Source organism: Kitasatospora sp. NPDC096140, assembly GCF_040303045.1.
Lineage (GTDB): Bacteria > Actinomycetota > Actinomycetes > Streptomycetales > Streptomycetaceae > Kitasatospora.
On sequence record NZ_JBEOUW010000046.1, the window covers coordinates 23,789 to 40,351 of the forward strand.

The 16,563-nt window shown below is 75.9% G+C and carries 11 protein-coding genes; 3 read left to right on the top strand and 8 right to left on the bottom strand.

Features of this window, described 5'->3' with window-relative positions:
- Positions 1 to 148 precede the first annotated feature (148 nt).
- The 3 genes from eccE (at position 149) to ABT048_RS34055 (ending at position 4,727) form a co-directional block, all read left to right on the top strand.
- Positions 149 to 1,519 carry a type VII secretion protein EccE gene (gene eccE / locus ABT048_RS34045; RefSeq protein ID WP_350525454.1) on the top strand — a complete coding sequence of 457 codons (1,371 nt, stop codon included), beginning with the start codon at positions 149 to 151 and terminating at the stop codon, positions 1,517 to 1,519.
- The gene (locus ABT048_RS34050) at positions 1,519 to 2,286 is read left to right on the top strand and encodes a hypothetical protein (RefSeq protein WP_350525455.1); all 768 of its coding nucleotides are present in this window, start codon (positions 1,519 to 1,521) and stop codon (positions 2,284 to 2,286) included. Before eccE ends, ABT048_RS34050 begins: the two co-directional genes overlap by 1 nt.
- Before the next feature lie 131 nt (positions 2,287 to 2,417).
- Positions 2,418 to 4,727 (top strand): MinD/ParA family ATP-binding protein, encoded by a 2,310-nt coding sequence (locus ABT048_RS34055; protein ID WP_350525456.1) that lies wholly within the window; start codon positions 2,418 to 2,420, stop codon positions 4,725 to 4,727.
- A gap of 84 nt (positions 4,728 to 4,811) precedes the next feature.
- Here the strand turns inward: ABT048_RS34055 and ABT048_RS34060 are convergent, their stop codons facing one another.
- The 8 genes from ABT048_RS34060 to ABT048_RS34095 form a co-directional block, all read right to left on the bottom strand.
- Complete coding sequence (locus tag ABT048_RS34060) at positions 4,812 to 5,756, bottom strand: bifunctional riboflavin kinase/FAD synthetase (RefSeq protein WP_350525457.1); 945 nt, start codon at positions 5,754 to 5,756, stop codon at positions 4,812 to 4,814.
- Between the two features lie 66 nt (positions 5,757 to 5,822).
- On the bottom strand, positions 5,823 to 9,461 hold the full coding sequence (locus ABT048_RS34065) for a serine protease (protein ID WP_350525458.1): 3,639 nt from the start codon (positions 9,459 to 9,461) through the stop codon (positions 5,823 to 5,825).
- Positions 9,462 to 9,698: 237 nt separating this feature from the next.
- Positions 9,699 to 10,628, bottom strand: coding sequence for a tRNA pseudouridine(55) synthase TruB (truB, locus tag ABT048_RS34070; protein ID WP_350525459.1), 930 nt, complete (start codon positions 10,626 to 10,628; stop codon positions 9,699 to 9,701).
- 42 nt (positions 10,629 to 10,670) lie between these two features.
- Positions 10,671 to 11,774: a DHH family phosphoesterase gene (locus tag ABT048_RS34075; RefSeq protein ID WP_350525460.1), complete on the bottom strand. Its 1,104-nt coding sequence runs from the start codon at positions 11,772 to 11,774 to the stop codon at positions 10,671 to 10,673.
- A gap of 2 nt (positions 11,775 to 11,776) precedes the next feature.
- Complete coding sequence (rbfA, locus tag ABT048_RS34080) at positions 11,777 to 12,217, bottom strand: 30S ribosome-binding factor RbfA (protein WP_350525461.1); 441 nt, start codon at positions 12,215 to 12,217, stop codon at positions 11,777 to 11,779.
- A gap of 153 nt (positions 12,218 to 12,370) precedes the next feature.
- Entirely contained in the window at positions 12,371 to 12,667 is a 297-nt protein-coding gene (locus tag ABT048_RS34085; protein WP_030289887.1) for a DUF503 domain-containing protein, read from the bottom strand.
- Between the two features lie 150 nt (positions 12,668 to 12,817).
- Positions 12,818 to 15,967, bottom strand: a complete 3,150-nt coding sequence (gene infB, locus ABT048_RS34090; protein ID WP_350525462.1) for a translation initiation factor IF-2 — start codon at positions 15,965 to 15,967, stop codon at positions 12,818 to 12,820.
- Between the two features lie 231 nt (positions 15,968 to 16,198).
- Positions 16,199 to 16,492 carry a YlxR family protein gene (locus ABT048_RS34095; RefSeq protein ID WP_350525463.1) on the bottom strand — a complete coding sequence of 98 codons (294 nt, stop codon included), beginning with the start codon at positions 16,490 to 16,492 and terminating at the stop codon, positions 16,199 to 16,201.
- Between the last annotated feature and the right edge of the window lie 71 nt (positions 16,493 to 16,563).

A 16,563-nucleotide genomic window follows, 5' to 3' on the forward strand; every position in this document is an offset into this window, starting at 1 on the left:
GAACCGGCGCGAACCCTCTACGATGCGGCAGCAGACGGTGAGTACGGTACGGGTACGGTCCGCGAACCAGCCAGCCGGGCCGCGACAACGGATCAGAGAGGGCCACCGGGGGATGCCAAGCCAGACCGCTCCAGGACGCCGCCGCAGCGTGGGCGGCGGGAGGTCGCGCCGGTCCGGCCGGGCGCAGCAAGGCGGCCCGGCCGCCGAGCCGGGGCCCGTCCGACCGCAGCCGGACGCGGGTGGCGGCGGCGCCGTCCAGGTCCGCGTCAACCCCCGACCCGGGCTGCTCGGCGGGCGGCTGAAACTCCAACAGCTCGTCCTGGTCGAGGTCGCGGTGGCCCTGGTCGCGATCGGCTGGACCATCAGCCGCCCGGTCGCGGCCGGCTTCGGCGCGGTCGCGCTGGTGCTGCTCGTCCTCGCCGCCGTCCCGGTGCGCGGCCGGACCGTCCCCGAGCTGCTGCGGGTCCGATCCGCCCTCAAGTCCCGTCGCAAGCAGGCCCGTACGCTGCTGCCGCCGGCCGGCACCGACCCGGCCCTGGCGCCGGCGCTGGAGCTCGAACCGGGGCTGCGCACCTGCACCCACGCCACCGAGGCCGAGTTCGGCGGCCGCCCGGTGCGCCGCGAGACCGGCATGGTCGGCGACGGCACCTTCCTCAGCTCGGTGCTGCTCGTCCAGGCGAAGGACCAGCCGCTGCGCCCGGTGCGCACCGCCCTGCCGCTGCCGCTGGACGTGATCTGCTCGGCGCTCACGGTGGACGACATCACCCTGGAGTCCGTGCAGCTGGTCCAGCACACCCAGCCCGCCCCGGCCCCGCACCTGCCCGAGCAGTCGCTGGCGGCCCGCGCCTACCGCGAGCTGCCGGACGGCACCTCCACCCCCGGGCTGCGGCTGACCTGGGTCGCCCTCAAGCTCGACCCGGAGCGCGCGGCGACCGCCGTCCGCGCCCGCGGCGGCGGCGAGGAGGGCGCCCGCAAGGCGCTGCAGCGGGTGACCGACCAGCTGGCCGGACGGCTCAACAGCGCCGGGTTCAACGCGACCGTGCTGGACGAGCGCGAGCTGATCGCCGCCCTGTCCATCTCCGCCTGCGCCAACCCGATCGCGACGGCCGGCCGCCAGGGCACCGGCAGCGGCGGCGGCACCACCCGCCGCACCCAGGAGGGCAACCGGTTCTGGCGGATCGACGACCGCTGGCACACCACCTACTGGATCTCCCGCTGGCCGCAGCTGAGCCGCCCCGGCGGCTCGCCCGGCCGGATCGCCGCGCCGGACCTGGTCAACCTGATCACCGGCACCCCGGCCCTGGCCAGCACCTTCAGCCTGACCGCCGGACACGGCACCGGCGGCTCGGTGACCGTCAGCGGACACCTGCGGGTGACCGGGCGCAGCGAGAGCGAGGTCGGCCAGGCCGGCCGCCAGGTGGAGACCCGGGCGCAGAGCGCGGGCCTCGGCCTCGTCCGCCTCGACCTGGAGCAGGCCCCCGGCATGCTCGCCACCCTGCCGCTGGGAGGAGCGTCCTGATGGCGTACCAGACCTATCCCGCCCTCGGCCCGCAGCCCGGCGCCGAGCAGCGCCGGACCCGGCCGCGGATCCTGCCCGGCTTCGGGCTGCGCGGCCCGCGCCGGGAGAAGCACGTGCTCGAACCCGCCGACCTCGCCGCGCTGGCCTTCCCGGTCGGCGACGACGGCGTGGTCATCGGCGTCGACCCGCAGGGACTGCCCGCGGTGCTCGGCCTCTTCCGCCCCAGCGCGTACGACCTGGTGCTGGTCGGCGGCATGTGGACGGCGCAGGTCATCGCCCTGCGCGCGGCCGCGATCGGCGCCCGGGTCGTGGTGGAGACCGCCCGCGGACAGCTGTGGGGACCGCTGGCGCAGGCCGCCGGCGGCGGACAGCCGTGCGTGACGGTCCACCAGGTCGGCCGGCTCGGGCCGCAGGGCGCCTCGGTGGCCTCACCCGTCCTGGTGGTGCGTGACCTCGGCGCCCGTCCGCCGCGAAGCCGGCTCTCCGCCGCGCCCTGGCAGACCACCCTGACACTGCTGCCGTACCTGGGGCCGAACGCCTCCCGGGTGCTCAACGCCGCCGACCTGGTCGGTGTGCAGCGGATCTCCCCTCAGGAGGCGGAACTGACCGGCCGGGTGCTGTCGCTCCCGCCGGAGGACGTGGCCACGCTGCCCACCCTCGGCGACGACCTCACCCTGTGGGCGACCCGGATGCGTCGCCAGTACGTACGGGCCGTGGCGGGGCAGGCGGAACAGCAGGTGCTCGGCGGCCCGCGCCGGATGGACTGAGCGGTGGCTCGCCGCACCCGGCGGGCCGCCGCGGAACCGAAGCCGCCTTCAGCAGGGGTTGCCGTACGGCCTAGTCTTTGATGCGGCAACGGCACCGCTGAACAAGCGGCGGCGAACACGAGGGAGCCAGAGTGAGCAGCGATCGGGACGGCGTCTACGTCGGCGACAACGCGGCAGAGGACGACGACGACTGGTCGGACGCGCCTGACTACACTCCCCCGTCCTGGTACGTGCAGACGGACGCCCCGGCGGCTCCGGTGAGCCCGTCCGCCGGGCCGGCCGACGCGCCCGCGCAGGTGCCCGCGCCCGCGCCCGCCGCGGAGGCGGCGCACCCGGCTGCCCCGGTGGCGGCGCAGGCCCAGGCTCCGGTCCCGCACCAGGCGCCGGCCCCGACGGCCGCGCCGGTTCCGGCCCCGGTCCCGACTCCGGTGGCCGAGGTCGCGCCGACCGCCGTGCCGGCCACTGCCCCGGCACCCGTCCCGGCCACCGCGCCGGCCCCCGCGCCCGTCGCGCCGGTGCCCCCGGTGCCGCCCGTGCAGGCCGAGGCCCAGCACGTCCCGTTCCCGACGGCCACCCCGTCGGCCTCCGCCGCCCCGCTGCAGCCGCAGGCCACCGCCCCGGCCTGGCCGGCCGCGGAGGCCCCGGCACAGCAGCCCGCGCCCCAGCCGTACCCGGCGGCCCCGGCACCCGCCGCGACCGCGCAGCCGGGGCAGCCCGTCCCGCCGCAGTCCTACGCGCAGCCGCCCGCCCAGCCGCTCCCGCCGCAGAGTCCGCAGGGCTTGCAGGGCCCGCAGCACCCCCAGGAGCAGCCGGCCGCCTGGGACCCGCAGGCCGCGTGGGCGGCCCAGCAGGCGGCGGCCCAGGCCCAGCAGGCCCCCGTCGCCCAGCAGCAGCCCGCTCCGGCCCCGCAGGCCGGCCCGGTGGACCCGCGCCAGGGCGGCTGGCCGCAGCCCGCCGCGTACCAGCAGCCCGGCCAGCCCCTGCCGGGCCAGCCCCAGCCCGGCCAGCCGCTCCCCGGCCAGCCGCTCCCGGGCCAGCCCGTCCAGCCGCAGCAGACGCAGCAGCCGGGCCCCGCGCAGCCGTGGCAGCAGCAGCCGCAGGCGCAGCAGCCCGCCGCCTTTCAGCAGGCCGCCGCCCCGCAGCAGACCGCGCACGGCGCGCCGCTCGGCTACACGGCCGCCGTCGAGCTGTCCTCGGACCGGCTGCTGCGCAGCCAGCCCAAGCAGCAGCGCCAGCAGCCGCGGTTCCAGTTCGGCGGCAAGGCCGCGGCGGCCGAGAAGGCCCGCAGGCTGGAGATCATCCGCACGCCGGTGCTGAGCTGCTACCGGATCGCCGTGATCAGCCTCAAGGGCGGGGTCGGCAAGACGACGACCACCACCGCGCTCGGCGCGACCCTGGCCAGCGAGCGCCAGGACAAGGTGATCGCGATCGACGCCAACCCGGACGCGGGCACCCTGGGCCGCCGGGTCAAGCGCCAGACCGGCGCGACCATCCGCGACCTCGTCACGGCCATCCCGCACCTGCGCAGCTACATGGACATCCGTCAGTTCACCTCGCAGGACCTGAACTCGGGCCTGGAGATCCTGGCGAACGACGTCGACCCGGCGGTCTCCACCACGTTCAACGACTCGGACTACCGCCAGGTCATCGACGTGCTGGGCCGCCAGTACCCGATCATCCTGACCGACTCCGGCACCGGCCTGCTCTACAGCGCGATGCGCGGGGTGCTCGACCTGGCCGACCAGCTGATCATCGTCTCCACCCCCAGCGTGGACGGCGCCTCCAGCGCCTCGACCACCCTGGACTGGCTGTCCGCGCACGGCTACGCGGACCTGGTCCAGCGCAGCATCACGGTGGTCTCCGGGGTGCGCGAGACCAGCAAGATGATCAAGGTCGAGGACATCGTCGCGCACTTCCAGACCCGCTGCCGAGGCGTGGTCGTGGTGCCGTTCGACGAGAGCCTGGCGGCCGGCGCCGAGGTCAACCTCGACATGATGCGGCCCAAGGTCCGCGAGGCGTACTTCGAACTGGCCACCCTGGTCGGCGAGGACATCGCCCGGGCCCAGCAGGCCGCCGCCCAGCAGGCCGCCTGGCAACAGCCGCAGGCCCCGCAGCCGCAGCCCTACCAGGGCCAGGCCGCGCAGGCCCCGCAGCCCGCCCCCGGCGCGCCCTGGGGGCCACAGCAGGGCACGCCGCAGCCGGGTTACGACTACGACTGCTACCCGCCCGCCCAGGGCCAGCCCCCGGCACCTGCACCGGACGGCTACCAGCCCCCGCCGCCCGGCTACGGCTACCCGCCCGGCCAGGGCCAGCCCACCGCGCCCGGCTACGGCTACCCGCCCGGCCAGGGCCAGCCCACCGCGCCCGCGCCGCAGGCCGCACCGGAGGGCTACCAGCCGCCGCCCGGCTACGGCTACCCGCCGCAGGCACCGCGGCAGTGACGGAACGGGAAGGGCCCGCCGGTCAACGGCGGGCCCTTCCGGCGTCCCCGGGGCTCGGAACCCCGTCGACGCCGCTCGCGGCGCTCAGGCGCCGTCGGTCAGCTCGCGGGCGCGCTTGACGTCGTCGGCCATCCGGTCCAGCAGCGCCTCGATGGAGTCGAACTTCTCCATCCCGCGCAGGTAGGCCAGGAAGTCCACCGCGACGTGCAGCCCGTACAGGTCCAGGCCGACCCGGTCGATGGCGTACGCCTCGACGGTGCGGGCGGTGCCGTCGAAGGTCGGGTTGGTGCCGACCGAGATCGCGGCCGGCATCCTCTCGCCGTCAGCGGTCAGCCAGCCCGCGTACACGCCGTCCGCCGGGACCGCGCTGTGCGGGACGGTCTCGACGTTGGCGGTCGGGAAGCCCAGCTCGCGGCCGCGCTGCGCGCCGCGCACCACCTCGCCCTCGACCCGGTGCGGGCGGCCCAGCACCTCGTTGGCGCCCGCCATGTCCCCGGCCTCGACCAGCCGGCGGGTCAGGCTGGAGGAGAACGGCTCGCCGTCCCCGGCCGTGCCGCACACCTGCAGGTCGACCACCTCGACCTCGAAGTCGTCCGCCCGGCCCAGCTCCGTGAGCAACGCCACGTCGCCCGCGGCCCGGTGCCCGAAGCGGAAGTTGGGTCCCTCGATGACGACCCGCGCGTGCAGCGCGTCCACCAGGACCTGCCGGACGAAGGTCTCCGGGGACTCCTTCGAGAACTCGGTGGTGAACGGCAGCACCAGCACCGCGTCCACGCCGAGCTCCGCGATCAGCTCGGCCCGGCGCGGGTGCGGGGCGAGCAGCGGCGGGTGGCTGCCCGGGCGGATCACCTCGCGCGGGTGCGGGTCGAAGGTCACCACGACCGAGGGGAGGCCGAGTTCGCGGGCACGCTCGACCGCCTGCCCGATGATCAGCTGATGCCCGCGGTGCACCCCGTCGAACGAGCCGATGGTGACGACGCTGCGTCCCCAGTCACCGGGGATCTCCTCCAGGCCACGCCAGCGCTGCACCCGAACCGCTCCTTGTTCCGTACGGCGCGTACCCTCTGTACGCTCAAACGCTCAAAACCCGAACCCCTATAGCGTGCCATGCGCCTGCCCCGGCTCAGGCACCGGAATACGGGTTGAGCGCACCGGCGGCCGTACGGCCCGGTCCGGCGCCGTGCGTTCCGCCTCCGCGGCGGCGTACTGCGGGTCCCGGCCGGCCGCCGTCAGGGCCCGCATCCGGGCCAGCCGAGGACCCTCCGGCGCGGCCGGGGCGGCGTCGCTCGGCCACCGGACGAGCAGCCTGGCGAAGGCCGCGGAGTGCCCGGCGCAGCGCACCAGCAGCCCGTCGGCGTCCGCCAGCGCGGCCGTCGTCCGGGCCAGCACCGCGCGGGCCCGGGCCGGCTTCTCGGCCGCGCAGTGCTCGGCCAGGCGCTCCACGACGGCGGTCAGCACCGCGGGGTCGGTCTCGGTGGCGAGCAGGGTGTCCAGCAGTTCGCAGCGCAGCGCGTCCGCCGCCGGGTCGGCCACCGGGACGGACAGCACCTCGGCGAACGGCCGCCGCACCGCCGCCGCACCGGCGGCCAGCGCGGCGCCGAGCAGCGCCCGCAGCTCCAGCCGGTCGGCCGGGCCGGCACCGGACGCGCGCGCCAGCCGGCGGCCGAGGTAGTCGACGGCGACCGGACCGGCCAGTCCCGGGTGCGCGGCCAGCAGCCGGGCGGCCAGTTCGGTGCCCTGCCGCACGGCCACCGGCGCCGAGGCGTCGGCCAGCACCCGCAGGGTCTCGGCGGTGGCCGGGTCGGGCGCGGCCAGCCGGTCGGCGAGCGCGGCCAGGACGGGCCCCGGGTCGCTCTCCAGGGCCGGGGCCAGCGCGCTCGGGGTGAGGAAGGCGTCGCCGCCCGCCCGGTGCAGCGCGAGCGCGGCCGGCAGGTACTCGGCCCGGGTCGCCGGGTCGCCGACCAGCAGCGCCAGCGCCGCGCCGTGCAGGCCGGGCTCGTCCTCGCGGGCGAGCAGGGTCAGCGCGGCGAAGCGCAGCAGGTCCGCCGCGGCACCGGTCGCGTACGGGGCGGTCCGCAGTGCGTGCGCGGCCGCGGCGACGTGCCGCTCGGGCCGCCGGTCGTGGCTCCAGCGGTCCACCGCGCGGCAGAGCGCGGACGGCTCCTCGGCGGCGAGCACGGTGAGCAGCGCGTCCGCCCTCGGGTGCGCGGCGTCGGCCAGCGCGTCGACCAACTCGTCCAGGGCGAACCACCGGTGGGTGTACAGCAGGTCGTGCGCGAGGTCGGCGACGCCGGGGCACCCGTGGGCGCCCGGGCGGCCCGGCAGCCCGCGCGGGTCCTCGAACCAGGCGCAGAGCAGGGGGAACACCGTGACCGGGTCGCTCCGCAGCCGCCCGGCCACTGCGGCGAGGTAGCGCCGGCCGGGGCCGTCGGCGACCACCAGCCTTCGCAACAGGTCGAGTTCGGCCTCGACCGGCAGGCCGAGGCCGGTCCAGAACGCCGGGCCGAAGGAGCCGAGCCCGGCGGCCGGGAGCACCGCCGCCCCGCCTGCCGCGCCGCCCGCCGCGGCGGCCCGCTCGGCGATCCGGCCGGCCAACTGGTCGAGCAGCGCCCGGTGTTCGACCGGGTCGGGGCTGGCGGCCAGGCCGGCGGTGAGCAGCCGGGCCGCCCACCAGGCGGGGTCGCTGCCGGGCGGGCGCAGGTCCAGTGCGCGCCAGATCCGGTGCAGCCACGGGTCCAGCGCGGGGGCTCCCCAGGTCTCGCCCACCCGGCGCAGCGCGGCGGCGACCGGGCCGATCCGGTGCCGGGGGACGGAGTTCGCCCCGGCGGCCCGGCCGCGCTCCGCCGGCGCCCCGGCAGGCGACGGGGGCGTGTCCGCGGCCTCGCCGAGCAGCAGCCGCAGCGCCGCGTCCAGGTCCAGGTGCAGGCCCTGCAGCCAGTCGGCGAACTCCCCGTGCGCGAACCGGAATCCGGGCCCGGCGGGGACGAACAGGCCCTCGGCGAGCACTGCCGTGGCCCAGCCGCCGTCGACCGGGAACAGCTCCTCGAAGCCGGCCCGGTCCAGGCCGCCGGGCTCGCTGCCGAGCATCCGCCGGGCCGCCTCGTGCACCCGGCCCGCCACGGCCGCCGCCAGCCGGCGCACCCGCCCGTGGCGTGGTCCCTGCGGCCGGGCCGCACTCCGGCGGTGCGCACCGGGGCGGCGCGGCCGGCCGCCGTCGGCCAGCCGCTGGGCCACCCGCAGGCAGCGCAGGTCCAGGAAGGCGCCGAACAGTTCGCCCCGGCGCACCGGCCCGTCGCGCAGCCCCTCGGCCCACAGCTCCCCGGCCAGCCGGACGGCCAGCGGGTGCCGGGCGTCCTCGGCGGCGGCCGGGCGGCCGGGCGGCAGCCCGTACCGTCGGCGCACCCGCTCGGCGGCCTCGACCGGCAGCGGACCGAGCCGCTGCCCGGCCAGGCTCGGCGCGCCCGGGCCGCCGCCGTCCATCCGGACGGTGGGGGCGCTGCTCAGGTCCCCGTCCGGGAGCGGCTCCCCGGCGCGCTCCGCACCGGCCGTGCCGCTGCCCCAGGTCTCGGCCGCCAGCCGCTCCCAGAGCTCCTCGCCGCAGGCGGTCACCAGCCGTGCCCCGCAGCCCGTCAGCCACTGCCCGGCGCCGCGCAGCCAGCGGGCGTCCAGCCGCGCCGGGGCCTCCTCCGGGCCGTCCAACACGACCAGCAGCGGCCGTCCGGCCGCCGCGCACAGCGCCGCGACCGGCTCGGGCGCCGGTGCCGGGATCTCCAGCCCGGCCGCCGCCGCCGCCAGCGCCCGCTCCACCGGTTCGGCCAGCGAGCGGTCCTCGGCACGCAGGTCGGCGCCGCGCAGCCAGAGGGTGGGCAGCGGACGGGCGGCGCCGGAACGGCGGGCGGCCAGCGCGGCCAGTTCGGTGGAGCGCCCGCTGCCGGGGGCGCCGACCAGCGCGGTCACGGTCGCGGCCGGCTCGTCCCCGGTCAGGCCGTCCGGCCGGTCCACCCGGTCGGCGGCCAGTGCGGCCACCCGGCCCGGTCCGGCCCCGGCGCCGGCCAGTTGGGCCGCGGTCAGCCTCAGCACCCCGGCCAGGTTGAGCGCCGGGCCGTACGCGGGCGCGGCCGCCGCGTTGCGCGCCAGCAGCCCGGCCAGCGCCTCGGCGACCTCCACCGCCCCGCCCGCGACCGCCACCGCCGGCAGCGCCCCGCCGTGCTGCGGGCCCCGGACGGCGGGCGCGGCCAGCGCGACCACCGCCCCGCTGCGGGCGTCCAGCACCGGCGAGCCGGCCGGCACGGTGACGCCGCCGACCACCGGCACGTCCAGCAGCAGCACCCCGCCCAGCCGGTGCCCGCCGTACCCCGCGCCGGTGACCCCGAGCAGCCCGCAGCGCAGCACGACCGCCCGGCCGTCGTCGCCCGCCAGCGCCGGCAGCAGTACCTCGTGCCCGCCCCCGACGGCGGCCGCCGGCAGCGGCGGCACCGGCAGCCCGCCGACCGCGTCGGTGCGCAGCAGCGCCAGCCCGTGCTCGGGCAGCGGCAGGACGGCGTCCGGGCCGAGCACCCGGGTCTGCCCGCCGGGGGTGTGCAGGACGACGCGGTCCAGCCCGGCCACGCTCTCGTGCGCGGTGAGCACCCCGCCCTGCGGGTCGGCGACGAACCCTAAGCCGTGCAGCCGCCCGTTGAGGTCGCGGATCCGCAGCAGGTACCGCCCCGGATCGCCCTCCGGAAACCCCGACATGAATGCCCCTTCGACCGTCGCTCGCTCACCGCCGAGAGCCTGCCCGCCGGGGCGGCGCGCCGACCGCGCCCACGCCGCTCACCACGGGCGTTCACCTCGTGCGCTCCCTCGTGCGGGTGATCCGGTCCGACCGGAGGGGTCCCCTGGAACGGGACATCCCCGCCGGGAGTCCCGGCGGGGATGTCGCGCAGTACTGGAGCTGCGGGCGGCGGTGGGGCCGCGGGCGGCGGTGGGCCGTCAGCCGACGAAGACCGCGACCGGCTTCGCCTGCCCGCCCTTCTCCTCGACCAGGGCGAGGAAGCGCCCGTCCGGGCCGAACACCGCGATCGGCCCGTCCACGCCCAGCCCGGGCGCCTTGAGCCGCGCGCCGTGCGACAGCTTCTGCGCCGAGGCCTCGTCCAGGTCCCAGCGCGGGAAGGCGGCCGCCGCGGCCTCCGCGATCGGCAGCACCTCCAGGCCCGTGGCGGAGTCGCCGGTGACCGCCGCCTCCAGCTGTTCCAGGGTGCGCGCCGACTCCACCCCGTACGGCCCGACCTTGGTGCGCCGCAGCGCGGTCAGGTGCCCGCCGACGCCCAGCCCGGCGCCGAGGTCCCGGGCCAGCGCCCGGATGTAGGTGCCGGAGGAGCACTCGACGGTCACGTCCAGGTCGATCACCGGCGTGCCGTCCTCGGCGACCGCCGCGCGCTGGTCGTGCACGGTGAAGGAGTGGATCGTGGTCGGCCGGGCCGCGAGCTCGAAGTCCTCGCCCTCGCGCACCCGGGCGTACGAGCGCTTGCCGTCGATCTTGATCGCGCTGACCTTGGACGGCACCTGCATGATCTCGCCGGTGAGCGCCGCGATCCCGGCGTCGATCGCCTCCCGGGTGACGGCGTCGGCCGGGGTCGAGGCGGTGACCTCGCCCTCCCGGTCGTCGGTGACGGTGGTCTGGCCGAGCCGGACGGTCGCCTCGTACGTCTTGGCGGTGAGCATCAGGTGGCCGAGCAGCCGGGTGGCCCGCTCGACGCCGATCACCAGCACGCCGGTGGCCATCGGGTCCAAGGTGCCCGCGTGCCCGACCTTCCGGGTCCCGGCCAGCCACCGCAGCTTGGCGACGACCCCGTGGGAGGTGATGCCCTCGGGCTTGTCGACGATCACCAGGCCGTCCGGGCCGGTGCCTTTGCGCTTCATCGAGTTCTTTCTCTGAAAACTTCGGAATACGTCAGCAGGTGGTCAACGTACCGGGCGCAGTGCGCACCGGAACCGCTCGACCACGGCGGCCACGTCCTCCCGGACGCTGAATCCGGCCGCGTAGACGTGCCCCCCGCCGCCCAGTTCGGCACAGGCCGCGGCGACGTCCACCGCGCCCTTGGAGCGCGAGGAGCCGCGCAGCGTGCCGTCCGGGTCCTGCTTGAGCACCAGCGCCACCTCGGCCTCGGCCGGGCGGCGCACGATGTCGATCAGCCCCTCGATCTCCTCGACCGTGACGCTGAACAGCGCCAGGTCCTGGTACGGCACCCAGGTCCACACCAGGCCGAGGCCATCGGCCGCGTCCGGCTCGTAGACGGCCCGGTCGAGCGCGCCCGCGAGCACCTTGAGGTACCCGAAGGAGGAGGTGTCCCACAGCTGCCGGGAGATCAGGTCGTGCCGGATGCCGGTGGCCAGCAGCCGGCCGGCGAGTTCGTGGGTGGCGGGCGTGGTCGCCCGGTACTTGAACGAGCCGGTGTCGGTGGCGACGCCGGTGTAGAGGCAGGCGGCCAGGTCCCGGTCGAGCTCGACGCCGAGCCGGCGCAGCAGTTCGTCGACCAGCACGGCGGTGGCCGGCGCGGTCGGGTCGATCAGCTGGTGGGTGCCGAAGCCCGGGTTGGAGGCGTGGTGGTCGAACACCACCAGGACGGGCGCGGCGAAGGCCTTGTCGTGCAGCAGGCCGAGCCGGCTCTCCGCGGCCACGTCGAAGCACAGCACCAGCTCGGGCACGTCCGGCACCTCGGCGGCCGGCACGATCAGCTCCTGGCCGGGCAGGAAGGCCAGCGACTCGGGCACGACCTGCGGGTCGTCGCCGAAGGAGACCCGCACCTGCTTGCCGAGCGCGCGCAGCGCCAGCGCCGCCGCCAGCGAGGAGCCGAGCGCGTCGCCGTCCGGGCAGATGTGGCAGATCAGGTCGATCGAGCGGGCCCGCCCGATCTCCGCCACCACCTGCTGCCAGACCAGCTCGAACCCGCTCTCCTCGGTGCGCGGCCCCGGGAGCGCCGCGAGGGCACCCTCCACCGTGATGGTGGAGGGCGCCCCCGTGGTCGATCCGGTTCGCGAGGCGGCCTTCGCCGGCTCACCCGCCATGACTACTCGTCCTCGTCGTCACGCTCGGACGCCGGGACCCGGTACGGGTCCGCGTCGCCGGCGTAGGTCGCCCCGGCGGCCTGGGTGCGCACCTCGGCGTCGGAGTGCCGGGCGCGGTCGAGCAGGTCGTCGATGTTCCGGGCGTTGTCCGGCAGCGCGTCCGCGACGAAGGTCAGCGTCGGGGTGAAGCGCACCCCGATCTTGCCGACCTCGGAGCGGATGACGCCCTTGGCGCTCTCCAGCGCGGCCGCGGTGGCCTGACGCTCGGTCTCGTCACCGAAGACGGTGTAGAAGACGGTGGCCTCGCGCAGGTCGCCGGTCACCCGCGTGTCGGTGATGGTCACGAACCCCAGCCGGGGGTCCTTGATCCGTCGCTCCAGGGTCTGGGCGACGACCACCTGGATGCGGTCGGCGAGCTTGCGCGCCCTTGCGGTGTCGGTCACGTTGCCTCCTCGTGCAGTGGGCCCGGTACCCGGGCGAGCTGCGCACCCGTCGGGGCCCAAGCCCCAAAGTACCGGCCCGCGCCCGGCCTTGCGGGCGCTCTCGGTCCTGATCTGTGTGAGAACGGCGACTTCCGCCGACCGGCTCCACAGCTCTCATTCGTCGTCGTCGTTGTGGTACCTCCTCCTCGCGGAGAGGAGTTGCACCTCGGGGCGGCCGGCGACCAACCGCTCACAGCTGTCCAGGACCTCGGTGACGTACCCGGCTTCGCCGGACACCACCGCGAGGCCGATCTCGGCCCGGCGGTGCAGATCCTGGTTCCCGGTCTCGGCAGCGCACACGCTGTACTTGCGCTGCAGTTCGGCCACGATGGGCCGCACGATCGAACGCTTCTCCTTGAGCGAGTGGACGTCGCCCAGCAGCAGGTCGAAGGTGAGTGTTCCCACGAACATGTGTGACAGGTCTCGCCGACCTGGAAGGCCTCGGGGGGCAGCCCGGAACGGGCTGACGCCGCTACGTCTGAACTACCCCGGACCCTACACAGCGAGACCGGGGCCGGTCGACGGAAATACCACCCGTCGACCGGCCCCGGCTGACACCGACTAGGCGCGCGGCTTCTCGCGCATCTCGTAGGTCTCGATGATGTCCTCGACCTTGATGTCGTTGAACGACCCCAGGGTGACACCGGCCTCGAAGCCCTCGCGGACCTCGGTCGCGTCGTCCTTGAAGCGGCGCAGACCCTCGATGGTGAGGGCTTCCGCCACGACCTTGCCGTCGCGCAGCAGGCGGGCCTTGGCGTTGCGGCGGATGATGCCGTCGCGGACCAGGACACCGGCGATGTTGCCGAACTTGGAGGAGCGGAAGACCTCGCGGATCTCCGCGGCGCCGAGGCGCACCTCCTCGTACTCCGGCTTGAGCTTGCCCTTGAGGGCGTTCTCGATCTCCTCGATCGCCTGGTAGATGACCGAGTAGTACCGGACGTCCACGCCTTCCTTGTCGGCCGCGGTACGCGCACGGCCTTCGGCGCGCACGTTGAAGCCGATGATGATGGCGTCCGAGCCCATCGCCAGGTCCACGTCGGACTCGGTGATGGCACCCACACCGCGGTGCAGGACCCGGAGTTCGACCTCCTCGCCCACGTCCAGCTTGACGAGGGCGTCCTCAAGGGCCTCGACCGAACCGGAGACGTCACCCTTGATGATGAGGTTGAGCTGCTCGATGGAGCCGGCGGCGATGGCCTTGTCCAGGTCCTCCAGGGACACCCGGACCCGACGCTGCGCGAAGGCGGCGTTGCGGTCGCGGGCCGAGCGCTTCTCGGCGATCTGGCGGGCGGTGCGGTCCTCGTCGACGACGATGAAGCTGTCGCCGGCGCGGGGCACCGAGGTCAGACCGAGCAGCAGCACCGGGCGGGACGGGCCGGCCTCGGCGAGGCTGTTGCCGTTCTCGTCCAGCATGGCGCGGACGCGGCCGTAGGCGTCGCCCACGACGATCGAGTCACCGACGCGGAGGGTACCGCGCTGGACCAGGACGGTCGCCATGGCGCCGCGGCCCTTGTCCAGGTGGGCTTCGATCGCAATACCCTGCGCGTCCTGCTCGGGGTTGGCCCGCAGGTCCAGCGAGGCGTCCGCGGTCAGGACCACGGCCTCCAGCAGCTGGTCGATGTGCAGGCCCTGGCGCGCGGAGATGTCGACGAACATGGTGTCGCCGCCGTACTCCTCGGCCACCAGGCCGAACTCGGTCAGCTGACCGCGGACCTTCGTCGGGTCGGCGCCCTCGACGTCGATCTTGTTGACGGCGACCACGATCGGCACACCCGCGGCCTTGGCGTGGTTCAGCGCCTCGACCGTCTGCGGCATGACACCGTCGTTGGCCGCGACCACCAGGATCGCGATGTCGGTGGACTTGGCACCACGGGCACGCATGGCGGAGAACGCCTCGTGACCCGGGGTGTCGAGGAAGGTGATCGGACGCTGCTCGCCGTTCACCTCGGTGACCACCTGGTAGGCACCGATGTGCTGGGTGATGCCACCGGCCTCGCCGGCCACCACGTTGGACTTGCGGATGGCGTCCAGCAGGCGGGTCTTACCGTGGTCGACGTGACCCATGACGGTGACGACCGGCGGGCGCGGGGCCAGCTGGTCCTCGTCGCCCTCGTTGGCACCGAAGTCGATGTCGAACGACTCCAGCAGCTCGCGGTCCTCGTCGTCCCGGCTGACGATCTCCAGCTGGAAGCCCATCTCGCCGGCCAGCAGCTCAAGGGTCGCGTCGGAGACCGACTGGGTCGCGGTGACCATCTCACCGAGGTTGAACATGACGGAGACGAGCGCGGCCGGGTTGGCGTTGATCTTCTCCGCGAAGTCCATCAGCGAGGCGCCGCTCGACAGGCGAACGGTCTGGCCGTTGCCGCGAGGCAGCATCACACCGCCGACGGACGGGGCCTGCATGGCCTCGTACTCCTGGCGCTTCGCCCGCTTCGACTTGCGACCGCGCGCCGGGCGACCGCCCGGGCCACGACCGAAGGCGCCCTGCGTGCCACCACGGGCACCCGGGCCGCCGGGACGACCGCCGAAGCCGCCGGGACGCGGGCCGAAGCCGCCGCCGCCACCCGGGGCACCGCCACCGGGACGCGGACCGCCGAAGCCGCCGCCACCGGCCGGACGCGAGCCCGGACCGGCCGGACGACCCTGGAAGCCCGGACGGGCGCCACCGGCACCCGGACCACCCGGACGGCCACCGGGGCCACCCGGACCACGGCCACCGGGACCCGGACGCGGGCCGGCCGGACGCTGCGGCATCATGCCCGGGTTCGGGCGCGGCATGCCGGACGGGGTCGGGCCGCCGGGACGCGGCGCGGCCGGACGCGGCATGCCGTCGGGACGCGGACGGTCGCCACCCGGACGGGGAGCACCCGCACCCGGGGCACCGGCCGGACGCGGACGGTCGCCACCCGGACGGGGAGCACCCGCACCGGGACCACCCGGACGCGGACGGTCGCCACCCGGACGGGGAGCACCGGCACCCGGGGCACCGGCCGGACGCGGACGGTCGCCACCCGGACGGGGAGCACCCGCACCGGGACCACCGGCCGGACGCGGACGGTCGCCACCCTGGGCGCCCTGGCGGCGGTCGCCGGGGCGACCCATGCCGGTGGCGCTGCCCGAGGTGAACGGGTTGTTGCCCGGACGCGGGCCGGCCGGACGCGGGCCCGGACGGGCGCCGCCGGAGGCCTGGCCGCTCGGGCGCGGGGCCTGGGCGGCGGGACGCGGGGCGTCACCGGCCGGAGCCGGCGAGGAGAACTCGGCCGCGGGCGCGGCCGGGGCCGCCGGAGCCGCCGGGGCGGCGGGACGCGCGGCCGGGCGCGGGCCCGGAGTCGGCGCACCCGGACGCTGGGCAGCGGGGGCGGGGGCGGCCGGAGCGGCGGGAGCCGATCCGGCAGCGGGACCTGCGGTCTGTGCGGGGCGGGGACCAGGGGTCGCGCCAGGGCGCGGACCCGGGGTCGGAGCACCCGGCTTGGGTGCACCCGCGGCACCAGCCGCGGGCTGGGGCGCCGCGGGCTTCCGCGGGCCAGGCTTGGCAGCGCCACCACCGGTGGGGGCCACACCAAGCGCGTCAGTCAGCTTGCGCACGACCGGCGCCTCGATCGTCGAGGACGCCGAACGGACGAACTCACCGAGCTCGGTCAGCTTGGCCATGACGGCCTTGCTCTCCAAGCCAAGCTCCTTGGCGAGTTCGTAAACCCGGACCTTAGCCACTTCACTCCTGTCTATGAGTCCGGGGGTCTCGTCCGCCGGACTGTCGCTACTTCATGGGCGTACCCATCGCGTACTCATCGCGTACTCATCGAGTGCTCATCGCAATCTCGACCTACTTCCACATCGCGAGGTACCTGACTGGTGGCACGGCGCGCGGCTTCCCGAACGCTGTGCTTGTTGCGGTGGTTCTTCCGCCGCGTGGAGCGGCGGTCGTCGCGGGAGGTGGCCCGCCTAAGAGGCTCCGCCTACCCGCTCCCCGATGAACTCGCGGAGCCGCTCCGTGTCGAGCGCGCCCTGGAGCCGGAAGGCCCGGGGGAACGCCCGACGGCGGACCGCGAGGTCGAGGCAGGCCGGTTCGGGGTGCAGGTGAGCGCCCCGGCCCGGCAGTGCGCCACGGGGATCGGGGACGCACTCGCCCTCGACCGCCGTGACACGCAACAGCTGGTGCTTGGCCGCTCGCTTGCGGCAGCCCACGCAGGTGCGTTCCGGGCGTGCTCGGACGTGCGTCCGGCCAGACGAAGGCAAGTCTACCCCTCCGAAGCGACATGGCGCCGCCCCGCAGATCCCGGGGGACCGGCGAGGACGGCTACGACAAC

What these genes read in the sequence shown, in the direction of transcription:
- ABT048_RS34050 (WP_350525455.1), top strand. Translation starts at nt 1,519, where the DNA reads ATGGCGTACCAGACCTATCCCGCCCTCGGCCCGCAGCCCGGCGCCGAG.
- ABT048_RS34065 (WP_350525458.1), bottom strand. Translation starts at nt 9,461, where the DNA reads ATGTCGGGGTTTCCGGAGGGCGATCCGGGGCGGTACCTGCTGCGGATC.
- truB (WP_350525459.1), bottom strand. Translation starts at nt 10,628, where the DNA reads ATGAAGCGCAAAGGCACCGGCCCGGACGGCCTGGTGATCGTCGACAAG.
- ABT048_RS34075 (WP_350525460.1), bottom strand. Translation starts at nt 11,774, where the DNA reads ATGGCGGGTGAGCCGGCGAAGGCCGCCTCGCGAACCGGATCGACCACG.
- ABT048_RS34085 (WP_030289887.1), bottom strand. Translation starts at nt 12,667, where the DNA reads ATGTTCGTGGGAACACTCACCTTCGACCTGCTGCTGGGCGACGTCCAC.